Source organism: Bacillus sp. PK6-026 (assembly GCF_054161455.1).
The window spans coordinates 647,430-673,426 of sequence record NZ_CP096418.1 but is presented as its reverse complement, the minus strand read 5'-3'; the positions used below and the strand labels follow the sequence as shown (position 1 = coordinate 673,426).

28 protein-coding genes and 2 pseudogenes are annotated in these 25,997 nt (G+C 44.6%); 11 read left to right on the top strand and 19 right to left on the bottom strand.

Features of this window, described 5'->3' with window-relative positions:
• Positions 1-80: 80 nt before the first annotated feature.
• From ftsW to M1D59_RS03390, 4 genes are all read right to left on the bottom strand, one after another.
• The gene (gene ftsW / locus M1D59_RS03405; RefSeq protein ID WP_023855556.1) at positions 81-1,223 is read right to left on the bottom strand and encodes a putative lipid II flippase FtsW; all 1,143 of its coding nucleotides are present in this window, start codon (positions 1,221-1,223) and stop codon (positions 81-83) included.
• Entirely contained in the window at positions 1,220-2,377 is a 1,158-nt protein-coding gene (gene rodA / locus M1D59_RS03400; protein WP_458117786.1) for a rod shape-determining protein RodA, read from the bottom strand. The genes ftsW and rodA overlap by 4 nt, the downstream gene beginning before the upstream one ends.
• Positions 2,378-2,392: 15 nt before the next feature.
• Positions 2,393-3,037: a helix-turn-helix domain-containing protein gene (locus M1D59_RS03395; protein WP_458117785.1), complete on the bottom strand. Its 645-nt coding sequence runs from the start codon at positions 3,035-3,037 to the stop codon at positions 2,393-2,395.
• 193 nt (positions 3,038-3,230) lie between these two features.
• Positions 3,231-3,863 carry a homoserine/threonine efflux transporter gene (locus M1D59_RS03390; protein WP_020450387.1) on the bottom strand — a complete coding sequence of 211 codons (633 nt, stop codon included), beginning with the start codon at positions 3,861-3,863 and terminating at the stop codon, positions 3,231-3,233.
• A gap of 146 nt (positions 3,864-4,009) precedes the next feature.
• On the opposite strand from M1D59_RS03390, the gene M1D59_RS03385 reads away from it, so the two are divergent.
• Entirely contained in the window at positions 4,010-4,837 is an 828-nt protein-coding gene (locus tag M1D59_RS03385; RefSeq protein WP_020450386.1) for a TrmB family transcriptional regulator, read from the top strand.
• Between the two features lie 35 nt (positions 4,838-4,872).
• Here M1D59_RS03385 and M1D59_RS03380 read toward each other — a convergent pair whose 3' ends face one another.
• The 5 genes from M1D59_RS03380 to M1D59_RS03360 all read right to left on the bottom strand — a co-directional run bounded on the left by M1D59_RS03380 (position 4,873) and on the right by M1D59_RS03360 (position 9,668).
• Positions 4,873-5,928 carry an LLM class flavin-dependent oxidoreductase gene (locus M1D59_RS03380; RefSeq protein ID WP_065643585.1) on the bottom strand — a complete coding sequence of 352 codons (1,056 nt, stop codon included), beginning with the start codon at positions 5,926-5,928 and terminating at the stop codon, positions 4,873-4,875.
• Between the two features lie 235 nt (positions 5,929-6,163).
• The gene (locus M1D59_RS03375; protein ID WP_101561712.1) at positions 6,164-7,138 is read right to left on the bottom strand and encodes an SPFH domain-containing protein; all 975 of its coding nucleotides are present in this window, start codon (positions 7,136-7,138) and stop codon (positions 6,164-6,166) included.
• 21 nt (positions 7,139-7,159) lie between these two features.
• The gene (locus M1D59_RS03370) at positions 7,160-7,927 is read right to left on the bottom strand and encodes a TPM domain-containing protein (protein WP_080131556.1); all 768 of its coding nucleotides are present in this window, start codon (positions 7,925-7,927) and stop codon (positions 7,160-7,162) included.
• Complete coding sequence (locus tag M1D59_RS03365; RefSeq protein ID WP_458117784.1) at positions 7,927-8,952, bottom strand: TFIIB-type zinc ribbon-containing protein; 1,026 nt, start codon at positions 8,950-8,952, stop codon at positions 7,927-7,929. The genes M1D59_RS03370 and M1D59_RS03365 overlap by 1 nt, the downstream gene beginning before the upstream one ends.
• Positions 8,953-8,987: 35 nt before the next feature.
• Positions 8,988-9,668 carry a PspA/IM30 family protein gene (locus tag M1D59_RS03360; RefSeq protein WP_458117783.1) on the bottom strand — a complete coding sequence of 227 codons (681 nt, stop codon included), beginning with the start codon at positions 9,666-9,668 and terminating at the stop codon, positions 8,988-8,990.
• Positions 9,669-10,037: 369 nt separating this feature from the next.
• Here M1D59_RS03360 and M1D59_RS03355 point away from each other — a divergent pair, with 369 nt between their 5' ends.
• Positions 10,038-11,315: an MFS transporter gene (locus M1D59_RS03355; RefSeq protein ID WP_020450380.1), complete on the top strand. Its 1,278-nt coding sequence runs from the start codon at positions 10,038-10,040 to the stop codon at positions 11,313-11,315.
• A 20-nt stretch (positions 11,316-11,335) separates the two neighbouring features.
• Here M1D59_RS03355 and M1D59_RS03350 read toward each other — a convergent pair whose 3' ends face one another.
• The gene (locus M1D59_RS03350; protein ID WP_101561709.1) at positions 11,336-12,811 is read right to left on the bottom strand and encodes a carboxylesterase/lipase family protein; all 1,476 of its coding nucleotides are present in this window, start codon (positions 12,809-12,811) and stop codon (positions 11,336-11,338) included.
• Positions 12,812-12,964: 153 nt separating this feature from the next.
• Between M1D59_RS03350 and M1D59_RS03345 the strand changes: the two genes are divergently transcribed.
• From M1D59_RS03345 to M1D59_RS03335, 3 genes are all read left to right on the top strand, one after another.
• Positions 12,965-13,729, top strand: a complete 765-nt coding sequence (locus M1D59_RS03345; RefSeq protein WP_023855545.1) for an SDR family oxidoreductase — start codon at positions 12,965-12,967, stop codon at positions 13,727-13,729.
• Between the two features lie 83 nt (positions 13,730-13,812).
• Positions 13,813-14,175 (top strand): DUF488 domain-containing protein, encoded by a 363-nt coding sequence (locus M1D59_RS03340; RefSeq protein ID WP_458117782.1) that lies wholly within the window; start codon positions 13,813-13,815, stop codon positions 14,173-14,175.
• Positions 14,176-14,240: 65 nt separating this feature from the next.
• Positions 14,241-14,525, top strand: coding sequence for a hypothetical protein (locus M1D59_RS03335; protein ID WP_020450376.1), 285 nt, complete (start codon positions 14,241-14,243; stop codon positions 14,523-14,525).
• Between the two features lie 26 nt (positions 14,526-14,551).
• On the opposite strand, the gene ppsA is transcribed toward M1D59_RS03335, so the two are convergent.
• Positions 14,552-17,176: a phosphoenolpyruvate synthase gene (gene ppsA / locus M1D59_RS03330; protein ID WP_458117781.1), complete on the bottom strand. Its 2,625-nt coding sequence runs from the start codon at positions 17,174-17,176 to the stop codon at positions 14,552-14,554.
• A 15-nt stretch (positions 17,177-17,191) separates the two neighbouring features.
• The gene (locus tag M1D59_RS03325) at positions 17,192-17,806 is read right to left on the bottom strand and encodes a TetR/AcrR family transcriptional regulator (protein ID WP_080131258.1); all 615 of its coding nucleotides are present in this window, start codon (positions 17,804-17,806) and stop codon (positions 17,192-17,194) included.
• Between the two features lie 160 nt (positions 17,807-17,966).
• Between M1D59_RS03325 and M1D59_RS03320 the strand changes: the two genes are divergently transcribed.
• Both M1D59_RS03320 and M1D59_RS03315 read left to right on the top strand, forming a co-directional pair.
• The gene (locus tag M1D59_RS03320; protein WP_020450373.1) at positions 17,967-18,197 is read left to right on the top strand and encodes a hypothetical protein; all 231 of its coding nucleotides are present in this window, start codon (positions 17,967-17,969) and stop codon (positions 18,195-18,197) included.
• A 39-nt stretch (positions 18,198-18,236) separates the two neighbouring features.
• Positions 18,237-18,911, top strand: a complete 675-nt coding sequence (locus tag M1D59_RS03315; RefSeq protein ID WP_035337105.1) for an SOS response-associated peptidase — start codon at positions 18,237-18,239, stop codon at positions 18,909-18,911.
• Positions 18,912-18,979: 68 nt separating this feature from the next.
• On the opposite strand, the gene M1D59_RS03310 is transcribed toward M1D59_RS03315, so the two are convergent.
• A complete protein-coding gene (locus tag M1D59_RS03310; protein WP_103750430.1) occupies positions 18,980-19,441 on the bottom strand; it encodes a GNAT family N-acetyltransferase in 462 nt (153 codons plus the stop codon).
• A gap of 97 nt (positions 19,442-19,538) precedes the next feature.
• Between M1D59_RS03310 and M1D59_RS03305 the strand changes: the two genes are divergently transcribed.
• The gene (locus M1D59_RS03305) at positions 19,539-19,805 is read left to right on the top strand and encodes a hypothetical protein (RefSeq protein ID WP_105980748.1); all 267 of its coding nucleotides are present in this window, start codon (positions 19,539-19,541) and stop codon (positions 19,803-19,805) included.
• A 25-nt stretch (positions 19,806-19,830) separates the two neighbouring features.
• On the opposite strand, the gene M1D59_RS03300 is transcribed toward M1D59_RS03305, so the two are convergent.
• The 5 genes and pseudogenes from M1D59_RS03300 to M1D59_RS03280 all read right to left on the bottom strand — a co-directional run.
• Positions 19,831-20,280 carry a YfmQ family protein gene (locus M1D59_RS03300; protein WP_020450370.1) on the bottom strand — a complete coding sequence of 150 codons (450 nt, stop codon included), beginning with the start codon at positions 20,278-20,280 and terminating at the stop codon, positions 19,831-19,833.
• A 116-nt stretch (positions 20,281-20,396) separates the two neighbouring features.
• The gene (locus M1D59_RS03295) at positions 20,397-21,314 is read right to left on the bottom strand and encodes a VanW family protein (protein ID WP_326455579.1); all 918 of its coding nucleotides are present in this window, start codon (positions 21,312-21,314) and stop codon (positions 20,397-20,399) included.
• 141 nt (positions 21,315-21,455) lie between these two features.
• A complete protein-coding gene (locus M1D59_RS03290) occupies positions 21,456-21,665 on the bottom strand; it encodes a hypothetical protein (RefSeq protein WP_458117780.1) in 210 nt (69 codons plus the stop codon).
• Positions 21,666-22,410: 745 nt separating this feature from the next.
• A complete protein-coding gene (locus tag M1D59_RS03285) occupies positions 22,411-22,875 on the bottom strand; it encodes an SMI1/KNR4 family protein (protein WP_145654482.1) in 465 nt (154 codons plus the stop codon).
• An 18-nt stretch (positions 22,876-22,893) separates the two neighbouring features.
• A pseudogene (locus M1D59_RS03280) lies at positions 22,894-23,106 on the bottom strand (HNH/ENDO VII family nuclease); the annotation flags it as partial.
• Between M1D59_RS03280 and M1D59_RS03275 the strand changes: the two are divergent.
• Positions 23,089-23,283: pseudogene (locus M1D59_RS03275) on the top strand (LysR family transcriptional regulator); the annotation flags it as partial. The pseudogenes M1D59_RS03280 and M1D59_RS03275 sit on opposite strands and share 18 nt — an antisense overlap.
• Before the next feature lie 609 nt (positions 23,284-23,892).
• Here M1D59_RS03275 and M1D59_RS03270 read toward each other — a convergent pair.
• Positions 23,893-24,315: an antibiotic biosynthesis monooxygenase family protein gene (locus tag M1D59_RS03270; RefSeq protein WP_257007306.1), complete on the bottom strand. Its 423-nt coding sequence runs from the start codon at positions 24,313-24,315 to the stop codon at positions 23,893-23,895.
• A gap of 430 nt (positions 24,316-24,745) precedes the next feature.
• Between M1D59_RS03270 and M1D59_RS03265 the strand changes: the two genes are divergently transcribed.
• On the top strand, positions 24,746-25,375 hold the full coding sequence (locus tag M1D59_RS03265) for a hypothetical protein (protein WP_458117779.1): 630 nt from the start codon (positions 24,746-24,748) through the stop codon (positions 25,373-25,375).
• A gap of 238 nt (positions 25,376-25,613) precedes the next feature.
• Complete coding sequence (locus M1D59_RS03260) at positions 25,614-25,958, top strand: tyrosine-type recombinase/integrase (RefSeq protein ID WP_328056035.1); 345 nt, start codon at positions 25,614-25,616, stop codon at positions 25,956-25,958.
• The last annotated feature ends 39 nt before the right edge of the window (positions 25,959-25,997 follow it).

Sequence of the window (25,997 nt, the reverse complement as noted above, 5' to 3'; positions counted from 1 at the left end):
GCGATATGAGAAGATAAATTCCTGATGACAGGATCATCTGGTCAATCGTAACTTCAAAATCGGGAAAATGCCTTTCTACATCAGAAAGGCCCCTCTTTTTTTACTCCCCGCTTCACATGTGAGGAGAGGTTGACCAATATCCCGGCTGACGTCAGCATGAACATTAACGAAGAACCTCCGTAGCTGACGAACGGAAGAGGAATTCCGGTAATGGGAAGAAGGCCGAAAACAGCGCCCAGGTTAAATAATGCCTGAATCATGATCTGGAATGTAATGCCGACCGCCAGCAGCTTTCCAAACGGATCATCGATTTGCGCAGCGATCTTAACACCTCTGAACATGATCAACAGGTAGGCCCCGATGATCATCAACAGCCCGACACCGCCGAGTTCTTCACTGATGACCGCCATGATAAAATCCGTATGGGCTTCAGGAAGAAACCCCAGCTTTTGAACGCTGTTCCCCAATCCATTCCCCCATACCCCGCCCGAATCAATGGCAAGGTAGGAATTGATCAACTGGTAGCCGTCTCCGTTTTCATTTTGAAAAGGATCGCTGAACGATGTCAGCCTTTTTAACCGGTACGACGCTGTCATAGCAAAATATGCGATGCCCGCCCCTGCCATTGTTCCGAGAAGCAGCAAGTGCCGTATTCTGAGACCGGCGCACAACAGAACCGCTCCGCAGCTTAACAGGATCGAAACAGCGGTGCCCAAGTCGGGCTGTTTTAAAATCAAAAAAAACACAGCGGCCAAAATGATCAGCGGCGGCATGACGCCCTTTCCAAAATCGGCGATGTATCTCTGCTTTTTTGCATACACATAGGCGAAATAAATAACCATCACAAGCTTCACAGCCTCGGACGGCTGGATCATGAGCGAACCGAGTTGAATCCACCTTTGAGAATTGTTTTTCTCCATCCCGATTCCCGGCAGCAAAACGAGAATCAGCAGCAAAAAAGAAAGCTTCACCAAAAAACGGATGAGTTTGCTGTAAGCTTTGTAAGGGAAAAAGACGGCAGCCGAAAAAAAGGTCAAACCGATGAGCAGCCACTGCAGCTGCTTCATAAAAAAATAGCTGCCATCATGATACTTCATATATCCGAGGGGGTAGCCGGCACTGTATACCATCAGCAAGCCAAACGAGGATAAAAACAGAACCGAAGCAATCAATACATAATCCAGTTTCTTTAGATGGGAAAGAATCATTTTGCGCACCTTCATCCCCAGTCATTCCCAAACATGTAATGTTTAGATCTGATATTCACACTGAAAACGAGACCTAAGGCGATCATGTTGGTCAGCAGCGCGCTGCCGCCATAGCTGATAAACGGAAGAGCGAGCCCTGTGATCGGCATTAACCCGATCGTCATCCCGATATTTTGGAACACTTGGAATACAATCAACCCCGCAACCCCCGCACATATATAAAGACCGAACAGACTGTTGGACGAGATAGCGATCCTGATGATTCTGTAGATCATCAGAAAATAGAGACAGACTAATGTGACGGCACCTAAAAAGCCGAATTCTTCACCAATCACGGCGAAAATAAAATCGGTATGAGCCTCCGGAATCTTCCCTCCCTGCACTTGGGTTCCATGAGTAAAGCCGCTTCCTGACATCTGGCCCGATCCGATCCCCAATAACGCCTGCGTCAGCTGGTATCCATATGTAGAAGCATGTTCATGAGGACTGAGCCAGCCGTATATCCGGTCAAGCTGGTGAGGCTTAATTATCTTTGAAAAAATCTCAAAGTAATGATTGTGCAAATACGTCAAAAAGGCGACCAATCCCATGAATCCAAGCGACAGGGACATGATCATTCTCCCCGAAATCCCCGAGACAAGCATCAACGTGAATGCGATCGACAAAATCACCAATGCGGACCCTAAATCAGGCTGTACCAATATGAAGAAAAACGGAATCACCGTGTACACCATGATTTTCCCCGTCGGTATGATGCTCTCCGTGAAGGAGAACCTTTTATGCTGAAATTGGTTGAGTATTGAAGCCAACAGAAGAATCAAAATGATCTTCATAAATTCTGAAGGCTGGATTTCGATGACTCCGAAGCTGATCCACCTTTGTGAACCATTTTTATAAGTTCCAAAAAAATGAACGAGAATCAGAAGAAAAACGGCTCCCGCAAATAAACGAAGCGCCAATCGTTCTAGCAGCTCATAGTCGATGTAGGCCGTTCCCGCCATGACGCCAAACCCGACAAGATACCAAAAAACCTGCCGTTTCGCAAAATAAAAAGGGTCCTGTGTTTCATACTGGCCGGACCCGCTGTAAACGGCCAGCAGACTAATGATATACAAACAAAATAGAATGAGCAGAAGGCTGACGTCAATGTTGATAGGCTTTCTTTTCATCTGTAACATGCTCCATCATGATTTATGTGACAGCTGGTTGAAAACGAATTGAACCGCTGCGGCATCATCAATATAGCCGATTGGAAAAATATAATCCGGTATGACATCAACAGAAACGATGAAATACAGCAAAGCGCCGCCCATCAGCAGCAATTCACGCGGCGTCCCTTCCCCTGAGGTAAATCGGCTGTACATATCGTGCAAACGGGTCAGAAAAGGACCAATGCCGGCGACTTTCTCGACTTTGGATTCAAACTCAGCCAGAATGCTACGCTTTCCTTCTTCCGTCTGGGAATATTGTTCGTACTCATTCAATTTGTTTTTCAGTTCTTCCGTGGTAAAGGACCGATCATAGACATTTGAGGTTTGCAAAACATCTTCAATTTCGGCAACTGACGAGTGAATATCCTGACGTTCGCTTTCCCTCGTCTTCTCGATCGCATAGCCGGCCGCTGTCATCATCTCATCAAAAGAAACGCCGAGACTTTCTGAAAACCTTTGCAAATGGTTCAGGTTTGCTTTTCTTTTGCCATTGATGATTCTTGAGATGGTCGCTTTATCGATTTGAGTGCGTTCGCTCAATTCTCTTAAAGATAATGATCTTTTTCGCAAATGCTCTTTCAGCAGCGCCCCCAGCTGATTTTTATTTTGTTCATCCACGAGCCTTTCTCCTCTCACACTAAAAATGTATCAATCTATCAGCCAAAAGGCCAAGTCGGTATAAATATATAGAACCGTTGTCAAAATGTCAACGAATAACCATAGACATCTGTTTTATCTCACTTATTCCACCCTATAATCGTTGACAAATAAACAAAAAAAGAGCGAGTCAAAACTCACTCCTTCACCGATATCAATCCAAACCCGTTTTAACGCCGAACCCGACAAGCACCAGCCCCGCGGCTTTTTGAAAGACCTTCTGGAATTTCACGCTTCTCAGCCATTTTTTTGCGAAATCGATCAAATATACGAGGATGAGGAACCAAAACACAGCAAGAAAGGTAAGGATTAAAGCGAGGATGATCAACTGCTGGTTGACGCTTTCTCTTAAATTAATAAATTGAGGCATAATCGTGATATAAACCAAAACAGTTTTCGGATTCAGAACGTTGCTGAACAATCCTTGCATAAACGAATCCTTATAATGCCGGCTTGATGCGTTTTCGGTTTTGTTCTTCTCGGCTTGTATGTCCTCCAAAGAAAACATTTTTTTCGCGAAAAAGCTTTTAATGCCTAAATATATTAAATAGGCCGCCCCCAAGTATTTGATCGTATTGAACAGAATCACCGATTTCGCAATCACCACCGCTAAGCCGAGAACGGCAATCAGCGTCCAGAAAGAAAGCCCTGTCGCCAAACCGAGAACATTGCAGCGCCCGGCGTTCGGCCCGTAGCGAAGCGTGTTTTTCACCACAAGCATCGTATCTGCTCCTGGTATCACCACCATCATGGCGGCAATCGATATGTATGACAGCAGGCTATCCATCAGATGTCTCCCCCCATACTGGTTTATATAGTGACTACTTTAGTAACCACTTATTAAAAAGTGTATCAGCGGACTTGAAATAAATCAATACATCCAGCAAAATATGAGTGACAAAGGTAGCGACTCTTGTTGAAGCTGGAGGGCTTATGAAGGAAAACATATTAGACGTACTGAAAAACCTGAATTTCACCGAGTATGAGTCGAAAGCATACTTGGCGCTTTTGGAAGAATCGCCGCTGACAGGCTATGCGGTGGCAAAAAAATCGGGTGTTCCCCGGTCGAAAATATACGAAGTGCTGGAGAGCCTCGTGATCCGCGGCGATATCTTTGTCAGCTACGGCGGCACACCGCAGTACATCCCCGTTCCCGCCAAGGAACTGATTAAAAACCGGCGGCTGAAAGCGGAAGAGACTTTTGAACAGGCAGAAAAATATTTCGAGAAGTTTGAGCGCACTGCAAATGACCGGGAAAATATTTGGAACATCACCGGACGAAGCGAGATTATCGATAAAGTAAAGGCTTGTATATCATCAGCCGGAAAAAGGATTCTCCTCGAAATTTGGAAAGAGGATTTTCCTGAATTGGAGCCGGAACTCAAGCAGGCCGCAAAAAAAGGCGTCATCGTCACCATCATTGCGTACGGCGACATTGAAGCTGATTTCGCCAATGTCTATCTCCATGACAGCAGCACGCAAATTACAGAAGAGTACGACGGACGCTGGCTTGTATTCAGCGTCGACGATTCGGAAGTCGTGGCCGGCATTGTCTCGCACGGGAAAGACAGCCGCGCAGCCTGGACGATGCATGTAGGCTTGGTGATGCCGATTACCGAAGTGATGATTCATGATCTGTATCTGATGGAAATCATGAAGAAGCACAGAGAGGTATTGGAGGAAAGTTTCGGCGAAAACCTGATCCATTTGCGCCGAAAATTTTCGATTCATCCGGATTTCAAAAAGCATTATATGAAATAAAAGGCCCGCGCAAAGAAAGCGCGGGCCTTTTATAATTATGATCTTTCGGTTGCCTCCCAGCGGGATACTTCTTCCCTGACGAGCGGCGCCGTTTTTGTTCCAAAAAGTTCAATCGCCTTCATGACATCTTCGTGCGGCATCGAACCGACCGGAACGTGAAGCAAAAAGCGGGTGATCCCGACATTCTTGCGCAGGTGAATAATTTTTTCCGCCACCGTCTCGGGATCGCCTACATAGAGCGCCCCTTCAAAGCTTCTGGCTGCATCGAAGCTCGACCGGCTGTACGGCCCCCAGCCCCGCTCCCTCGCGAGTGTATTCATAGCCTGCTGGGTGGAAGGGAAAAACCGATCGGCGGCCGTCTCGGTATCCTCCGCAATAAAGCCGTGGGAATGGGAAGCGACTGTCAGCTTTGAGGCATCATGCCCTGCATGTTCCGCCGCTTTGTAATAAAGCTCAACAAGCGGGGCGAAATGCTGCGGACTCCCCCCGATAATCGCGAGAACCAGCGGCAGGCCGAGCAGGCCGGCGCGCACGACGGATTCCTGGTTTCCGCCGCTTCCGATCCATACAGGCAGCGGATTCTGCACAGGGCGCGGGTACACGCCTGTATTTTGAATAGCCGGACGATGTTTGCCGCTCCATGTGACCCTTTCCGACTTTTGCAGCTCGAGCAGCAGATCAAGCTTTTCTTCAAAGAGCTCATTATAATCGTCTAAATCATATCCAAACAGCGGAAAGGATTCGATGAAAGACCCTCGGCCCGCCATGATTTCCGCCCTGCCGTTTGAAATCCCATCGAGCGTCGCAAAATCCTGAAAAACACGGACGGGATCAGCCGACGACAGCACGGTGACCGCGCTCGTTAATCTGATGTGCTTCGTCTGTGCAGCCGCTGCGGCCAGGACGACGGCAGGAGAAGAAGCTGCGTAATCTTGACGATGATGCTCTCCAACTCCGAATACATCCAAGCCCACCTGATCGGCAAGGACGATCTCCTCCACTACTTCGCGCAGCCGCTCCGCATGGCTAATGGCTTTTCCGGTTTTGATATCAGGGGTCGTTTCTACAAAGGTGCTGATGCCTAATTCCATGTCGCTTTTCCTCCACATTGTTTCCTTTAATTATTCTGTACATCATTGATTGATGTATGCCGTATTCTTTTCACCCGGCACTCACATTATTATATATAGAATACGGCGGGTGTTCTGATCATGCAATTGATCCGACTTGTGAATCAGGATCAGCTTCTGCTCCATTTGTTTTCCAGCTTGGTCTGCCGCAATCATGCCGGTCTGGTATTCATGCATTCACAAAGAAGATACCAGCTTACACTAGCTTCTGCCCGCAGTTCGGACAGAAGTTGGCTTCACCCGTTTTCGTTCCGCAGTTTGGACAGAAGTTCGGCTTTGCCCCTGCCTGCGGCGTGCTTTGGGGCGTTGGTGTCTGTGCCTGCTGATTTTGGTTCATCTGATTCATCATTTGGTTCGCTACGTTCATTCCCATCATCATGCCGGCCATATCGGATGCGGCACTGCCGCCTGTCATCTTTCCTGACGCCATGCCGTCTGTCATGGAGATCTGCTGATATCTGTTCAGATCGCCGACCATGCCGTGGGAAGCGTTCTTCGTGATCATGTCCTGGATTTCTTTCGGATAATTGAAACTCATGATGTTAAAGCCTGTAATCGTCATGCCGTCGCTGACAATCTCCATATCAAGGTCTTCCTTGATCCCTTTTGCGATATCAAAGGCGTTGGCTTGAAGGTTGAACATATCTTTTCCTTCTTTTGTGATCCACTTCATCAAAAGCTGATCAAGGATAGATGTGATCCGTATTTTGATATCTTCCACAACATACTGATCTTTCACACCGGCAATTTTATCGATTAATGCGACATAATCATTCACCTTAAAATTAAATGTGCCGTTCGCTCTGATCGGCATGCCGCCCGGTAGTCCTGCAGCCGGGATATTGATGGCATTCTTCGTCCCCCATTTGACGGTAAACTCCTTCGTATTGACAAACAGGACTTCGGCGCGCATCCCGCTGTTAAAGCCAAATTTAAAACCTTTTAAAGTAGATAAAAAAGGAATAATTTCAGATTCGATATCATAGTCGCCTTCATCTTGGAATATGCCTTCAATTTTTCCATTGTTTAAAAAGACGGCATCCTGACCGGGACGAATGATCAGCCGGCTCCCCTTTTTGATTTCGCGGTTGTTCCATTTGTAGAAAATCATATCATCGCGAAATTCATCCCACTCTACTACATTTGCAAATTGATTTTTAAAAAACACCATTTGAGCTCTTCCTTTCCCTTTCTAAAAGCTTCCCCGGCTGCCGCTGTGCGAATGTCCTCCGCTCGTCGTTCCGCCGCCTGAGCTTTTATTATTGGACGGTTTTCTTTGTTTTGTGACGGTCGTTCTGATGTACTCGTCATTCTTTCTGATCACTCCGGAAGTATCACCGTTCATATACGTGTTTGCACTTACGGTCACTCTGCCGCCTGAATTGTATTTCATAATGGCGACGGCAATTCCCGCGATGACTGCTGACACAAGCAATTGAAACCATGTCTTAAAAAAGATGCTGTCCGCCCATGGTTTCTTCTCCATATCATCATACGCCGCCTTCATAAACATTTCGAATGCGGCCTCATAATGATTGCCAGATATATCCGGCGTGATTTTTTCTCTAATTTTGTCCAGTCTGGCGTCATTCAAATATTCTTCAGCCTTTTTAAAGCCGGCAAGATAGACTTCTCTATGCTCCATATCAACCGTTAACACAGCTGCGTTTCCATGCTTCTTCTGATAGCCGGGCGCTTTTTCGTCATAGAAGTCCTCCGCATATTTCTTTACATCGCGGCCATTCGTATCATCGGTCGTCACAATGATAAAGTCGGTTTCCCGTTCGGCTCCCAATTTGGCTGCCAGCGTCTCCAGCTTCTCGATTTCCTGTTTGGTCAGAAGCCCGGCTTCATCATAAACATACCGCTTCTGTTCAGAGGCTGCCGCACCGGAGGCTATAGGGATGAAGACAAGGAAAATCATACATAGGATCATTGCGCTTCTCAATAAATTTCTCATCATGCCCCGCCTCCCATCACAGCAGCGATGATTTTCCAGACCGCAAATATGGAGATAGCCAGTCCGCTAAACCACATCTTTTCTTTAAATGAGCTGATCGGCGGCTTGCCGACGACTTTTCCCGTTTGTCCGTTCATCGCAAAAATGTAATCCTTTTGTTTGTAGTTGTAATTGACCATCCAGACGGGCAAAAGCACATAAAAGCTTTTCATTTTTTGCGTATCGACGTGTTTCGTTTTCACATCGACGGAGCTGTATCCGGATAAGGTGGAATCGATATATGACTCGATGTAGCCGCTGATTTTGCTTTTCGCCCGCGGAAAAAGCTCTTCATCATCGTAATTATATTTTTCAGCGATGTAGCCTGCCAAATAGGCCGTTTTAAAATCTTTCAGCTGATCATACGGATAAGGCTCCAATTTGTCCATCAATTCATCGTTCATCTTTTCTGATGCATCCACCGGAACTTTGATGTAGTCGAGATTGATATCGCGAAACGCATCATAATGTTCGGTCTTCGTATAGATGTAGTCGCCCTGTGTATACCTATGTACCTTTGTGCAGCTGGCGCTGACCTGCACTCTGCTGTTTAAATCGTACATCCAGAAAGGAACGTACATGCCTGTGATGCTTTTAATCCGGTCCGCCGACATAAAGCCCTTTGGTGTTAACAGTCCTTTTCTGCACCACTTGCGAAACGCGTCTGCCGCTTCCTCTTTGCTGATCGTAAAAGGAATGACCTTTGCCGGGGCAAGGTTTCCGGACAGGCGGTCGGCGATCACAGCCGCTCCCCCGCAAAAGCTGCAGGAGGTAGCCGTCGTTTCTTTTTCAGTGATCAAAATAGCGCCGCAGTTTTGGCAATGATATTCTGTTGCTTCGTCTTCAGTAAATCTCGCTGTTTTTAATTCTTCCGGAATGTTTTCAATCTTGTCCTGTCTCCCGCAGCTCCGGCAGGCCAGCGTGCCGGATTCAGCGTCAAAGGCCATGTCATCCCCGCAGCCCGGACATTTATAAGAAATCACCATGTCTCTTAACCTCTCACTTTATTCATTTCAAATTGTTATGACTTTTGACCCGCCATTTTCGCTTTCAGTGCGGCAAGCGCATTATCCACACCAGAGGGGCTGTCATATTTAGCTTTCAGGTCTTCTATGTCATCTTGAGGAGCGGAGTTCAGTTCAGCCATCGCATTCGCTTCATCAAGCGCCCGGTTGGCCTTTTCTTCCATTCTGCCGAAAGCGGACATTGAATGGTTGGCATTCGCTGCAGATGCACCGAGTTTATTCATTTTTTCCTGTGTTTTCGCCGCTGTCCATTTCGCTTTGATCGCGGCCCGGCGCGCTTCAAGCTCTCCGATATCGGAAACAAGCTTATCGTGCATTTTTTTCATTTGAAGCGCATTGGATGACGCCGTTTGTACTGCAGTTTCTAATTCGGACGCCTTCGTTTCCAGCACCGCTTTCTTTTCTAAAAATGTTCGGGCATCCGCCTCGCTACCGGCTTCCAAAGCCTTCATTGCATAGCGCTCAAGCTTGTCGATTTCCGCCCGGCAATCCGCCAGTTCTCTTTTTGCCCTTTGCTCGGCCGCCATGACAGACGCCGTTTCCGCCTTTACTTTGTTTAAGTCGCTGTTCAAGTTCCTGACGTACTGATCCACCATTTTTTCCGGGTCCTCCGCTTTATCAAGCAAAGCGTTAATATTGCTGGCCATAATGTCTTTGAACCTGCTTAATATACTCATCTAAAAACTCCTCCTCATAGTAAAATATACTTAGTTTAAATATACTATTTTTCCAGAGGGAAAGTTTCGGTTTTTTAATAAAAAATTGATATAATGGCAGTTTTTCGAGAAAAATTTTCAAACAAAAACAAAAATATTCAGACGGAATATTCTGATTTATATGTTGATTTATTTTTGATTTCGGAATAAAGTAATACTATATGAAAAACATTCGGAACAGCATGCAAGCTGGAACGGATGCAGGGTCGGTATCACCAGAAAATGACAGCGCTTACATATTCGCGTGACTCACGAAAGAAAAATCCAGCATTCAACGCATCAATCCGGCTTCTGTCAGAAAAGAATTCTGATTTGAAAGGGGAGCGAATCATGCCAGGGAGAAAAAAAGGCAGTTTGAAGTCGACGATCACGGTTGCCATGTCCAACTATTTGGAGGCGGGATCAATCGTCGCAGGGGCCGGCGGGCTTTCGTTATGGGTTGAATATTTAGGGTTGGACGACGCCCGGGTCGGGCTTCTCGGCGCCTTAAGCGCAAATGGTTTCGGCGCGGCGATCGGCGCTTTTCTCGGCGGTTTTTTAGTCGACCGTTACGGGAGAAAATTCATATACAAGTACGATCTATTAGTCTATATGCTTGGCGTTTTGCTGATTGCCGTGTCGTTTAATTTTCCGATGCTTTTAACCGGTTACATCGTGACGGGAATTGCGGTGGGCGCAGCGATTCCGGCTGCTTGGACTTATATTGCCGAGGAGGCGCCTGATCACGAACGCGCCGGACGCGTCGGCTGGGGGCAGCTGGCATGGTCGGTCGGACCGGCGCTTACGCTGCTGCTATCGGTTGCCTTGGCACCGCTCGGTTTGCTGGGAAGCCGGTTGATTTTTGCGCAATTATTCGTTGTCGCGGTCATCACGTGGATTTTGCAGCAGCAGATTCACGAATCGTCCATCTGGGAGGAGCAAAAGCGAAAAGAAGCTGAAGACAAAGCAAAAGGAGTTGCAGAAAAGGCATCAATCAAAGAGCTGTTGACCAACAAAGCGAACCTCCACGCCATGATTCTCCTTATCGGAATTTACGCGTTTTGGAACCTTGTTGCCGGAACAATGGGATATTTCATGCCGTATATTTATGAGACGGTCGGCGGTTTAACAGCGGCGCAAGCCAACCTGCTGCAGGCATTTTTATGGATTTTGACAGTGGCGTCCACATACTTCGTCTTTATCCGTCTCGGCGATAAAGTCAATCGGAAAACGCTTTTTGGCATAGGAGCAGCCATGGCAACCGCCGCATGGGTCATCCTCACCTTCGGTACGATGAACATCACGGAGCTTTTATTATTCGTATGCCTGTGGGGCATTTCTGCGGGATTTGGAGCGCAGGCGTTTTACGGGCTGTGGGCGGCAGAACTTTTTCATACGAAATACAGGGCGCTCGCCCAAGGCTTTATGTTCTTCATCGTCCGCATCGGCGTCGGGCTCATCTCATTGATCGTTCCTGCGATGATTACGGGATTGGGCTTTAAAACAGCCGGCGCCGTCATGATTGCATTTCTCGTCATTCATATGATCATCGGGCTCCGTATGGCGCCGGAAACGCGCGGCAAATCGCTTGAAGCCATTCAAAGCGAACGCTACCACCAAAGCGGCTGACCTGTGGTCAGCCGCTTGTTCTAAACCTGCAGGTTTGAGGCTGTCAACAGCTTCCTCTTCTCTGAATACGGGTCGTTTTCAATCGCGATCTCTTGATCAAAAATCAGCGTTTTCCGTGAATCTTCATCATAATCAGGCCAGCTGACATCATCGGTGCTCGGATTTCCGGAGCGGGCAAAAGACACCCAGGCAGCCTGGATCTGTTTAGCAAGCAGATGCGCTTCCTCCCCAGCCTTCGTACCTGTCAGCTGTTCCAAACTGTCCATATTGCCAAATACAAACGGAATCTCTAAGCCGTGCACCGCTTTGTTGAACGGCGGATGCTCCGAATCGGCATGCCAGTCAAACCGGTACATAAAGACAGATGCATGTCGTGATTGAGCCGAAGCGAACACAACGGACGGATGCCAAAAGACTAGATCTGTCATCATATCAACATGGCCTTTCAATGATCTCGGATACAGAGGCGCGGCGGCTTCAGCGGCCTCTTTTCCCATGTATTCTTCTAAAATCTCATTAATCTTCCTCTCAGGCAAAAGTTCCGAATCAGAGGCAAAAAACAAGGCGCCTTCATCGCGGTTTGTTCCGATTAATAGACCGATTCCTTTTGCCGCGCCCTTCGCGACGGCGGCCTCCGGCTTCAGCGGGAGGGTTTTTTCGTCAAGTGCAGGCTGAAAGATCAGTTCAAAAATATTTTCTCCCATTAAAGTACGCAGCTGATCGGCGGCTTGAAGAAGTTCTTGATCAGATACATCGCAAAGGCGCTCCAGATGATGATGATCAATATCGAGAATCGTTAAGAATCTTTCTGCTGCGTCTTTCGCAAGCTTTTCAGACATTGTTGCGGACGCCCCGCTTTCCATAATGGCCTGTTGAAAAAGCCCCTTTGCTTTCGGCATCGCCAAGAGCGAAGCGATGCTCATCGATCCCGCCGATTCTCCAAATACCGTAATATGATGACGGTCTCCGCCAAAGAAAGCGATATTTTCTTTCACCCACTCAAGGGCCGCGATTTGATCCAAGAGGCCAAGGTTGCTTGTGTAGGAATCATCAATTGCAGAAAGATGCAAAAAACCGAACGGACCGAGGCGATAATTGATGGTGACCACGATCACCTTACCCTGCTTTGCGAGCTGAGCCCCGTCATAGAACGGTTCACTGCCGGCTCCGAGATAAAAAGCGCCCCCATGAATCCACACCATAACAGGCAGATCCCCATCCGCCTCTTCAGGTGCGTACACATTTAAATAAAGGCAATCCTCAGACTTTTCAACCCCCGCTGACTCACCAGGCAACCCCCTGTCAGGCTGCGGACAAACCGGACCAAATTGAAAAGCCTCCCGCTCACCTTCCCAGGCTTCCATTCGCTGCGGTTCCCGAAACCTTAACTTGCCGACGGGAGGTTTTGCGAAAGGTACGCCTTTAAAGATACGGACACCGTTTTCCGTTCTGCCTTTCAGCTTTCCAAAGCACGTTTCGACAGTCGTTTCATACATTTTATTCCACCCCTTTCACTTTTCAATGATAATGGAATCGGACGATACCGTCTAATCGGAATACTTGCATTTTGGAAAATGAAGGGTCTAGTATAGGATCAGAAGAGATGTTCAACTTATTGTTTAAAAATTTGACGGAAAAGAGGGATTTCAATGAAACTGTCGGGACACACAGTACTGATCACAGGCGGCGCATCAGGAATCGGCTTTGCTTTTGCTGAACGATTTATGAAATCGGGAAATACGGTCATCGTCTGCGGGAGAAGGGAAAGCAAGTTGAAAGAAGCAAAGGAAAAATATCCGGAGCTGATCACGCGTGTATGCGATGTAACCGATGAAACGGAACGACTGGCATTATTTGAATGGGTCAAAGAACGTCACCCTGGCGTAAACGTACTTGTGAATAATGCGGGTATACAGCAGCGCTACCACATTTTAAAAGCAGATGTCATAGACAATTGGGCTGACTACAAAAAAGAAATCACCGTCAACATGGAGGCGCCGATCCACCTGGCCATGCTCTTTAGCCAATACTTTGCCAAAAAACCGGGGAAAACAGCGATCATCAATGTGACATCAGGCCTGGCGTTTACACCGATGGCGATCGCACCGATCTACTCATCGACAAAAGCCGCTCTCCATTCTTTTACGATGAGTTTAAGACATCAGCTTTCCGAGGCCGGCGTTGAGGTCATAGAGGTCGCTCCTCCCGCGGTCAATACAGATCTGGGCGGTGTCGGACTGCATGATTCCGGAGCTCCTTTGGATGAATTTGCCGATGCGATTTTTAAAGGGCTGGAAGAAGGCCGATTAGAAATCGGCTATGCCAGATCGGAAAAAGCCTTGCGGATGTCAAGAGATGAAATCGATGAAAGCGTCAGCCAAATGTACAGTTCTTTAAAACATTCCATCGAATAAAAGGAATGTTGGCATTGTCATTTCAATAGAGGTTGTTCCTTCCAGACGGCCGTTTTATCATAAAATGAGAAGGAGTGATCCAAATGCCGTTTATTCTCCAGCGCATTTATCAAGAAAACCAGCAAGCAGAAGGACTCCGCATTTTAATCGACCGTGTGTGGCCGCGCGGCATTTCAAAAGAAAAAGCGAACCTTGACTGCTGGATGAAAGAAATCGCTCCAAGTCCTGATTTAAGAAAATGGTTCGGTCATGACCCGAAAAAATTCGAATCGTTTAAAGAAGCCTATCAAAATGAAATCAAACAACAGCCTGAAAAACAGAGAAGCTTCAAGGAATTAAAAGAAATGGCTGCGGACGAAACCGTTATTCTGCTTTACGGTGCAAAGGATGAGCGCCATAACCATGCCGTCGTTCTTTATGAGATGCTGAACCGGCAAAGCCTTTGACCTTGAAACTTTTTTCAACGCTTTTCGTATGACAGATAAAGCAATATGCGAAAAGGATGGTAAACATGGAAATGAACCTGTTTTGGATCGGGCTTGGTTTAGCGGCTTTAGGCTATTTTATCGGTGACGGCTTGAAAAACTTTAAAAACCCAAAAGGGAGTTATTCAGGCTATCCCTATTTAGTCAAAGAAGGCGATTTACATTATTATTTAGGTTTAAGTAAAGTAGAAACGAAAGAAATGCTGAGTAAATATCCTGACATACCTAAAATTGAATTAAATGGCACAACCTATTATCCGTATCAGCATTTGATGGATTGGATGTTGTCCGCCGACCTTTATAAACAGTAAAGCGCAGCTTGAAGCTGCGCTCACTTTTATGATTCGAGTATTTCAACATAGCCTTCCGATCCGTTAATCCTGATCTTCTGTCCGTCTTTAATTTCTTTCGTAGCATGCTCAACCCCTACCACCGCCGGAAGCCCGTATTCCCGCGCAATGACGGCGCCATGTGTCATGAGGCCGCCCACTTCCGTCACCAAACCTTTGATTGAGACAAACAGCGGTGTCCAGCTCGGATCTGTAAAAGGCGTGACAAGGATATCCCCCTCTTCGATATCGGCTTCTTCCAATTTCAGAATCACTCTTGCCCTACCTTCGATGACTCCCGATGAAACAGGAACGCCCACCAATGCTCCCGCCGGAATGTGGTCTCCCAGAACTTCTCCCGTGATGACCTCGCCTTCTGAAGTCATCATTCGCGGAGGCGTTAATTTTTCATAATGCTGATATTCTGCTTTTCTTTCCTCGATCTTCTTCACATCGAGACGATTAGCGCAAACGGCCTCTCTCAATTCATCAAAAGACAGATAATAAATATCCTCCTTCGCTTGAATCAGCTTCTTTCGCTGCAAAACGGCGGCTTCTTTCATCAACGCTTCCTTATATATAAAATAGCGTTTGATCAGAGCATATTTGGGATATTCCCGATAACCGATAAAATTCCGCAAAACGCTGATCATCTTCTTTGTCTTTTTTGCCTTTTGTCTGCCTCCCTTTAGTTGTTGCAGACGGCTTAACAGATCCCTCTCCTTTTGCTCCGCTTCCAATCGCCCCTGTTCAAACTTGACCGTTCGCGCACCAGGTTCAAAGTTTTTGATGTTGCTCAAAATCACTGGAGCAAGAATGGAAGGGCGTTCGCTCCAGCGCGTCTTGGTCATATCGATCTCACCGGTGCAGCGCATGCCGTATTTCTCAAGGAATGCCCGCAATGCGCTGATAAAAGCGGGACCGCCGTTAAGCTGTTTGAGATCTTCGAAAAAGGTTTCATCATTGGCATGCGCTAAATATTTCTGAACCTCGGGGTATCCTCTGGCAGCATCGGAAACATCCAAAAGCGCCAATCCCATTTCAGATGTGACATTGTGCAATACCGATTGAGAAAGGGTATCGGCGACATTTTTTTCGCCAAGCCATTTCTCCATTTTTCGATTGAGCCAGTATACCGCATATAAACCAACCATAATCACAGCCATGCTCTCTGAATCATAGAGAACTTTTTTCAAGTTTTTTTGATCCTCTTCTATCTGTGCAAATAACGTTTCACCCGATGCATTTTTCAATCGCTGTTCAGCCTCATGGATGGATGCTTCCGCTTTGGACATGAGCCGTTTGACTACACCTGTGTCGTTTTTCCGGTAAATCTTCAGCGCATGACCAGGCAGCGACCATGACAGCCCCTCAGCCCCTAATCTAAACATCCGCTTCCCTTTAGGCAGGGTTTTGACAAGCTCCTTTCTTTTCAAAAAATTCACAAGAGCGCTATGCATGAAAGGATCATTTTTCCCCGCCGTGCTGAGGACGACTTTCCGACCAGCAAAAGATGCCAAATTGTGTGATAAATCAATAAAAAGCCTTCCGCCGGCACAGGTCAGCTCATAACCCGAGATCAACCCGAAAAACGATATCCCAAGCGGATTGATCGGCTCTGTCATCATTTGCTGATGCCCGACAGACATATAGACGCGCAGCTTGTCATCGCTCTGTTTCGGGAGAGGAAACAATGTCGTTACAGGCCTGCTCTGGACAAAGAAAAATTCGCCATCAGCCAGACACCATTCAATATCCTGCGGAAAACCGAAATGAGCTTCGATTCTCCCTCCCAGTGCTTCAAGCTGTATGATCTGTTCATCTGTTAATGTTTGCTTTTTCCGGCGTTCCGCTTCGACTTCGCGCGCCTCAGTGCCGCCGCTTTCCAAAGAATAGACTGCCGTCTTTTTCTCGGAAATCGTTTTTTGAACGATCTCTCCTTCGCGAACCTTGTAGTTGTCTGCCGAAACCGTACCAGATACAAGCGCCTCCCCCAAAGCAAAGCTCGCATCAATCGAGGTGACCTTCCGGTTGGATGTAACGGGATCTGCCGTAAACATAATGCCGGACGCATCCGAAAACACCATCTGCTGGATGACGACCGATAATTGAACTTTACGGTGGTCAAAACCGTTTTGAATCCGGTAGATCACGGCCCGCTCTGTAAACAATGAAGCCCAGCATTTGCTGATATGCTTCAAGATCGCCTCTATTCCTTTTATATTTAAATACGTATCTTGCTGCCCGGCGAAAGAGGCATGAGGCAAATCTTCCGCCGTAGCGCTTGATCGGACGGCATATGCACCGCCGCCAGCATTTGAGTGAGCGCTTTTAACCGCTTCTTTGATCTCTTCGGCGATTTCGGCCCTTTCAATACCATTGCGGATCTGGAGGGCGAGTTCGTTAATCTGCTCTCTATCCTTCACTTTTAAAAGTGACAGCTGATCAATCAGTTCACTGACTCTGCCGTTTTCGCCGATCATCCTTTCATATGCCTTTGTGGTTACACAAAAACCAGGAGGCACTTGAATGCCGCCCATTTTCGACAACTCGCCCAAGTTCATCCCTTTCCCGCCGACAAGCGGCAAATCGGCTCGATCGACCTCATGAAAGCCCAATACATAGCGTCCCATCAGAAATCCCCCTTTTTATTCGCCTTCAATACCGAAACGAATCATATCCAAAAACCGTTTTCGTTCTTCAAGAAGACGTCTGCTCCAGGCTGGATCATAATCGTTCTCAGCCGTTACTTTCGCTAGAAACTTTTGTTCAAAATGCCCCATCATGACCATGATGAGTTCGAACGCCTCTTCACGATCGACTCCTTTCCTCAACGGAACGTTCGCAAAAAGCTGTTTTAGAATACGATTTCTAACGGCAAATTGCTCCCCATACTTTGCGGCGATTTCTTCTTTTAATTCGGAAGGCGGCGAAAAAAAGGCTTCTTTCGTGAGCTTATATACATTTGGATAATCCGCGAAAAACTCAAGCTTAGCCAAACTTATTTTTTCTTTCGCTTCAAAAAAATCATGATAAGACGACAGGTCATCAAGGGAAAGGCGCGACTTTACCTTTTCAATACAATAATCGAGCACAGTTAAGTACAGAATTTTTTTGCTTTTAAAGTGATGAAAAATCAGCGCCTTTGAAATACCGGCCGCTTCCGCCAGCATTCCGGTCGAAGTCTTTGCATAGCCGTGCCGGGCAAAAACCTCCAAACAGGCATCGAGTATTTGTTCTTTTTCATAAAGCTGTAAAGGCATTGATCATCATTCCTTTTCGTTATTGACCAATCGGTTAGTATAAATTGTAGCGCTTGCTGACCAGTCGGTCAATAAAATAAAACAAGAATATGGTTTTAACATATGAATTTATTGGTAAAATGAAGGTGGATCTTACAAAATATTCCGGGGTGAAAAGCCAATGCTGATGTTGGTGGTAAAGTTTATTTTGCTCTTTATTTTATGTTCCATTTCGTTTTCTTTATTTAAAGCATGTGTTTACACAGCGGGTAAAAAGCTGATTGACCGGACCGCAGAAGGATCGGCGCTCAACTGGACCTGCAGCGTATTCATCAAAAACGGCGTGGCCATGACGGGCGATGACTGCTTTGTCATGGCTGTTTCAGCGGCCTTGTTGGCCATTTATATATAAAAGCCTCAAACTTTCAATAAACAAACAAGGGTGACTAAGATGTGCGGCAGGTTTACGCTCTTTTCTGAATTTGATGAGATTATTGACCGTTTCGAGATTGATCAAATGACGGTTGAAGATTACAGCCCCAGTTATAACATCGCGCCTTCCCAGCGCATTCTCGCCGTCATCAGCGACGGTTCCCATAACCGGTTAGGGCGGCTGCGGTGGGGATTGATTCCGCCGTGGTCAAAGGATGAGAAAATCGGTTATAAAATGATCAATGCGCGCGCTGAGACTTTGGCTGAGAAGCCGAGCTTTCGAAAGCCGCTGATCAGACAAAGGTGTCTCATTCCGGCAGACAGTTTTTATGAGTGGAAGCGGACCGATGCAAAGACAAAGCGGCCGATGAGGATCAAGCTCAAAACAAATGGACTGTTTTCGTTTGCGGGGCTTTGGGAGAAGTGGCAGCCTGCCGGCGGCAAGCCCGTCTATACATGCACAATCATTACGACAATGCCCAACGATTTAATGAAAGATATTCATGATCGCATGCCCGTCATTCTTGATCGTCAAGCTGAAAAAGAATGGCTGAATCCGAAAAATCAAGACCTTGCATACTTAGAAAGCCTTTTAAAACCATATGCGTCAAAAGAGATGGAAGCGTATGAAGTCGCGCCTCTCGTCAATTCACCGCATCATAATTCTCCTGAGCTCATCAAAAAAGCCCCTTAAAAGGGGCTTTTTAGCGAGGCGGCCGGGTCATAATGGTGAGGGCACCGCCTCAATGATTCTAAAAATATTTATTGTGTCAAAAGATAAAATTCACTGCTGAAGCCGATGCCTTCCCAAAAACGCAGCGCCGATTGATTATCGATATCAACCGATACTTGAACGTGAGACACTTGATGCCTTTCAAACCAATCCATCATACGATCTGCAACAAGCTTTCCCAGCTTGTTTCTTCGATAGACCGGGGCTATGTACACTTCATCGATGTGCCCGCTCAGACAATCGCTGACCAAATCTTTCTTAATAGAGGCCAGCCCGTATCCGACCGCTTCTTGCCTCTCATTCACGACGGCAAAAACCGCTCCGTATGCAGATTGAACATATTGTTTCAGCTGCTGCTGTATCATTTGTCTATCTTGATCATCCAATGTGCAATCAGCCGTTTCCAATGCATTATCATTCCACAAATTAATCAGTTCAGCAACAAACTCAGGCTTCAGAGGGGCATCAAGCTGTTGAATATGTATGGTCATGGCGTTTCTCCCTGTGCAAGACTTTTCATCAATCACATTTTAAATTAGAATAATATGCAATACAAGGATTTTACTGCTAAAGAAAGGTGATGGTGAAATGGACAGCCGTACAGCGCGGGAAAAAGAACCGCCGCTTGTCAAAGCGTTCCATTATATTACGCTTGCCGGGATATTTCTTCTCATCATTCCATCCGGGTTCAATCCCGTTTATTTGAATGGGGGATTCATCCTGTTTGGACTGAACATCGGTGTGCGTTCATTCGTTCTTTTGAAGAAGAATAAAAAAGGAGAATTTATCTTTACGATCGCTACTTGTTTATTTTTGATCGGTTACAGCGCTGTCAGGCTTTATTTCATATCATAATAAAAAAGCAGGTTTCCCCTGCTTTTTAAACCAAATCCGCCGTTTTGAGCCCCCTGCATTTTTGCAGACCGTCAGAACGCAGACAATAAGCGGCCGTCTTTTTCTTATATTGTTTAACGACGTCTATATGATCATCGTATCTGTAAACCAACAGCTTCACAGCGTTTTTCCCTCTTTTTGTTTCGATAACAAACGGTGTCCCGGCGTTTTTCGGATTTACAAAAAGCGGCTCGTCTCCCGGGTAGATGTAATACCGCTCCATAAATACAGCCTCATTAAAGTTTTGAATAAATTGACTCTTGTCAGATCCCTCTAAACGCTCTCCTCCGAACGTCACTGTAACATTCGCTTCCTCAAGCTTAACATGAACTTGAAATTTGCCGGTCAGCCACTCTACGACACCGCTCGGAAGGCAAGTGACCAATATTTTAAAAAGACTGAAGATAACCAAAAAGGTTACAAAAAGCCATGTCACTCGATCATCTCCTCTTGTCTGAATTTTAAAGATGTCCTTGATTCATCCTATCATACAGGCAAAAGGATTTTATTGTACATTGTGTGAACAAGTGCAGCCCAGGTGAACATTCACCTTTAGTGATCCCCGCTCTGATGCTCTTCTTTTGGGATTTCAGAAGGAGCCTTCGGAACTTTCCGCAGCTGATGATTGACCACATCAGAGGAATAAAGTGTAACAATCATCGTTCCTCCATGCCGTTTCGCCCTGATCAAGACCGGTTGGTTATATTTATTTTGAAAGCGCAAATCAGGCCCGCCCCAGCTGACCGTCGCGTCGCGCCCCGGCGGAACATAAGGGACACGCCGGCTGTGGGAATAACGCTGGACGATTTCCAGTCCTGCCCGGTCAACCGCATTAAACAATGTTGACGAAACCTGGCAAATGCCTCCGCCAACCCCTTCAGACAATTCGCCTCTCACGATCACCGGAGCCTTCATATACCCCTTGTCCGGCGTCCTCATACCGACAACTTTGTTAAATGAAAACGTCTCATTAGGAAACACAACATGATTGTCGATCGCTTTTGCCGCGAGTGAAATGTTGTGCGTCCTGCTTTTATTCCCGGAATTAAAATACGTCACATACTGACCGATCCGCTGTGTCCGGATATGGGAAAGCAGTTCGCTGTCCACTTTCGGGTAAATGTTCAATTCAGGCACTTCTATCGTGGACGGACCATCCCCATAAAAATACGCATAAAACTGCTCTCTAACCCCCTTCCTGGAAAGGCTGTAGCCAACCTTGCCGGGAACGATCCTTCCCTGATCATTGATCACGGCGTTGACGGGATCCTTGTGTACTTTCCGCTCAAGCCTGTCAACGAACTCGGCGTATTTTTTATCATCAATCAACGGTGTCCCGGGAAGCGGCATTGTAAAATCTTCACGGTTCACCACGGCCACTTTCTTCCCTTGCTGGGTGATCGTTAAGCTGTCAGAATGTCCCGCAGGCTGCGCTAATAATAAAAGTCCAGTCATCCAAATTTTCAGCATAAGTCGATGTACCTCCCGCTATTAGTATGAACAGGAGATGATATTTGATGTACTGGACGTATGATGCTTTCATGATGATCTATATTTTCGGATTGAAAAGGTACACTAATGGAAAGAAGCTAAAATAAGTAAAAGCATGCATTAAGCCTGTTTATTTTCATTGATTCCTTTTCTTTTTTGCATGAATAACATTACGGTGGTTGCGATCAGAACTGTCAAAAAAATGATACCTGAGTACAGGAACCCAATCAGCTCTACGCCATTAAATTTATACGTAAAATAACTGCCGATAAAAAAGATTGTCCCTAGCAGGGAAAATGAATTCAATCGATTCACAATTTTTTTGACCATTTTTAAAACCCCCATGGTCTTGCGATTTTAATGCCATTTGCACATTTGCCCCAATATCAGATGCAGAATTAGAGGGACATTTATTAAGGCTACTCTTACCAGAGTTCATTCTTCTAGTAATATAAAGTATATGCCCTTCTCTTTGAGAAGGGCATACAATTACTTGTTCTGTTGATTTTCTTTTAAAGTGAGATTTAAAAATAGAAGGGCCAATAAAATGAAAGCAATGTTCACCAACCAGGACTTCCAGCTGGACGCAGGGTCAGAAATTGTACCGAGCAGATGTATAATAGATGAAAATGATAAAAGCAAAAACATTAGTTTGTTGTGCGACATCAGTTGTTTAACCTTTCTGTTAAAAGTTCAGAACCCATTATACCTTAATTAACCAAAATTCAACAAATTATCTTTCGATCAATTTACAACATCGCTTTTAAAGAATGATGTTTGATGAACAACTTAATTTCTTATTTTTTGGGGTCACTTCAAATAATGGAAAGTGCATCTACCATTCTGGCCAATAAAAAATCGGCCTCCAATCAACTGCACAACATCCGTGTGCAAAAGATCAATGTCCGCAGGCTCTCCTTCTTGGACTCGATATCACGTTCGTTTTTCTTATCTCTATCGTATGACAAAATGGAGTAGAGAAAGTCCCCCATTTTATCCCACTTTTTGTCGGATTTTTCTCGGATTGGAACATAAAAAAAGCACTCAATCAGAGATCGCTGCGTGATATATGCAATTATTCTTCATCGTCCCACTCTTCGTCTTCTTCCCAGTTTTCTTTAGACTCCTTCAGGTCTTCCATGAAAAACTCTAGAAAATTATTTGCAACAACATCTCCGTAACTTGCGTCATTAGCCCATACAATTACAGGACACTCTCCGTCTTCCATTTTATTTGTATCGAGACAATAGGAGAACTCGTCAACATACTCTATTACAACTATCCCATCGGGTAAATCATAATATTTCCTATAGTCCTCAGTTTGCTCTACAACATAGGCCCCCTCAAGGTCATATCCGATTATTTCCACACCGGAAATTCCACCTGAGCCATAGTTTTTTAAAAACCATTTATAACTTTCGGGAAGAACAACATTGAGGTGATGCTCGATATAAGCTATCTTATCTTCACTCACGTCACCTGTAAAATCATCCTCTTCTGCATATTTTTCAATGAAATTTTGAACTTTAGAGTAATCCATTTTATACACCTACCAAATTCAATTTTCAAACTGTTCTGCTCTCCATTTCCAATAACTTTTTCTAAAGTTGTTATATTGTAGCCGGAGTTCTTTATCGTTCCTAAAACTCTCGCCACCTTTTTTCAGACCGTGTAGAACTTTAAAATTATTCTGATGTACTGAGGAAGGGATTTCAACCATTGGACCTAGTTCTTCTTGAATTAAATGATGGAGGTTGATGAGGGCATAGGGTATGAGATAGCCCTTGACAAAATAGTGAATACATCTAGTGATAGTAACCTTTGTTTTCGACCACTAGAGCCTAGACTCGAATCTGGCCTAAATATTATTTGGAAAAAGCATCAAGTTTTTTCCGCAGCTGCTGATATGTTTTTAAAAGCAATTATAGAGAAAACCTCCCCAAAATAAAGGGAGGTTTGTTAGATTAAGTAACGATTTTTAAAAATCCGGTCAAATTTTTCAAACCCTGTTATATCAAGGGTTAGGGCGCTATCACATCATGCCGCCCATAGAACAACCACTTTCACGAGTGTATATTCTGATAAGCAAACTAATTTTTCTTGGCATAGGTTGTCTCTTGCTGTAAATCAATTCCAGATAAATACACCTTCAATTTCCAAAAAAGTGACCGATTTTATGACCAAAATAGCTAAAACACTGTTTAGACAATTAAAAAATGCAAACTTAATAAGGGGTAGCGTAAGGTCAGGAAAATGCTAATATTTAAAAGCCCAATTTCTCAGTATTGAATTTGAAAAATTGGGCTTTTTTCGCTCCGCAATCGCGCCCTTTTGCTGAACAAAGTTGCGATCTTCATATAGTGCTTATAGACAAGGGGGTATTCCAACAGAGGTATCCAATGGAGTTATCAGTTGATTAGCTTGGTGAAGATGATGAAAGAACCAATGAAGGACATATTAGAAAACATCCTTCAAGTTGAAAGCACCTTAAAAAAACAGTGACTAAAACAGTTTTTCTTCCTATTACACCTGCCTAAAGATAACTGGCCAAGTTAAATCAGCGACTGACATTCGTTAAATTACTTCCCCATTCTCCTTTTGGGGTTAAATAACTTATTATTCTATCCTCAAGGAGATCACCAAGAACTTCTTCATATTTTTTTCGATAAGGCTTTGGCAATTCTTCCTGTAACCAACTGTCTTTTGTACCTTGCCAGATTTCATAAATTACAATATCATCTGGTTTTTCAATATCGTCACTTATAATAGCATTTATAAAGGTAGGTTCGTTTGACATCACTTCAACAAGTGAATAAAGTGATTTTCGAAAAGCTTCTTTTTTGCCTGCTTTAACTTTGAAACGAATGTTTAAAACAACTTGATTGGCATTGCTAGTCATAGTAATATGCAACCCCTCAAAAAGTTTATTTAAGAATATTCCCGTTAAACCTAGTGTAATAGAATGCGCTTCCTTATTCAACAAAAGTGCCTATTTGTTCCAGAAATATGCGCCCCATTTTAACGATTAGCCTTCTTCCATTCCCTCGCAATTATTCAGCCTTTATTCTCCTTCAGTGATCCTCCACAATATGGCCCTTTAATGGAATAAAGAAGAATCTTCACTGATAAAGCTAAAAAAATCTTAAATGATCCAAAAACCTTCATCGCTGCCCGTGAAGAAGAAATAACACAGGAGATTTTAGATGCTGCCCTCGAAATCATTTCGGAGCAACTAAAAGAAGGGCGCAAAAAAAGTCAGACTAAACAAAAGTATTGCAATGCGAGAAAGGGCAACGTCATACTTTATAAAACGGTGAAACTTTTTACAAAAATGGTAATTACATGTTGAATTTCCATGAATTTTGTCCTAAGATAAAAGATGTACATATAAATGAACTGGGGGGCTTTACTTGAAGAAATTTTTGATTTTATCCCTTGTGCTCTGTTTGGGGATTATTTTAGGGGCTTGTGGTGCTACAGACACCGCAAAAAAAGATGATAACAAAAAAGAAACAACAGCAAGCGAGAACAAAAAATCTGATAGTAAAAAAGAAAATAAAGATGTTCAGGAAGACGGGGACATGAAAGCAACAACCGTCTTCACTAATAAAAATGTAAATATTAAAGGCTCAACCGGCCCTATGAAATATGAGATCAGTGCCATTCAATTAAAGGAATTGGAGCCAAAAAACGAAGAAACCGCCTCGCTTCTTGATGCGAAGGTCGGAGATAAAATCAACGCAATAACAATTGAAATGGAAGGCGAAAATACTTCTGATAAAGACGTAAGCTTTTTTTTAGGGCAAGCGAAAATCATAACTGATACTAAGGAACAGCTTGAACCCGAGGTATTACTTTCTGAACATATCGAAGGTGAGTATTTAGGTAAAGTTAAAAATAAAGGCCATAATGTTTACATCTTGAAAAATTCATCTGTTAAAGACTTGAAATCAATCGAAATTCGGGTCGATGCTCCAATAGATGATAAAGCTGATAGTCTCGGAAAAGATGTAAAACATACAATTGAAGTCAATAATTAAAAATTGCCCTTTTTAGGGCTTTTCTTTAACACTAAAAACAGAACTATATTCTTATCAAGGTGGACTACATGCCTTTTTAAGCAATGCTCGAATTTAAAAGTTACAAGACATTGTATTGCCCAACAACAAAGCATCTGATTAAAATTTATTGCATCCTAACGCCAGCAACTGTAAGAGAAGTACCCGCTTTCCGATTTTAGTGGCGCTCTTAAAAAGGCTTAAATTTAAATAGGCAAAGATAGCATATGCCAACGGGCGAAAATATAGCGATGATGATTTCATTTTTTCCCGTCCGGATGGTAATCCTGAAAACATAAAGAAAATGGATACGAGAATGAGAAGAATTTTAAAACGAATGTACCTGAACAAAAAAATCACTCAACATACTTTCCGTCACACCTTTACATCCCTTGCAGCCGAAGCCGGTGTTCCTTTAGAAGAAATCCAGAAAATTTTAGGCCACGAAAAAGACGAAGTGACAAGAAAAGTTTATCTGCATACCACCAGAAAAAGTAAGGAAAAAACTTCTCAACAATTCAATTCATTTGTAAATGATTTATCGATGAAAATCCAATCCTCATGATGGATGTGACCATTTCGTGACCAATTTAATGAACAAAAC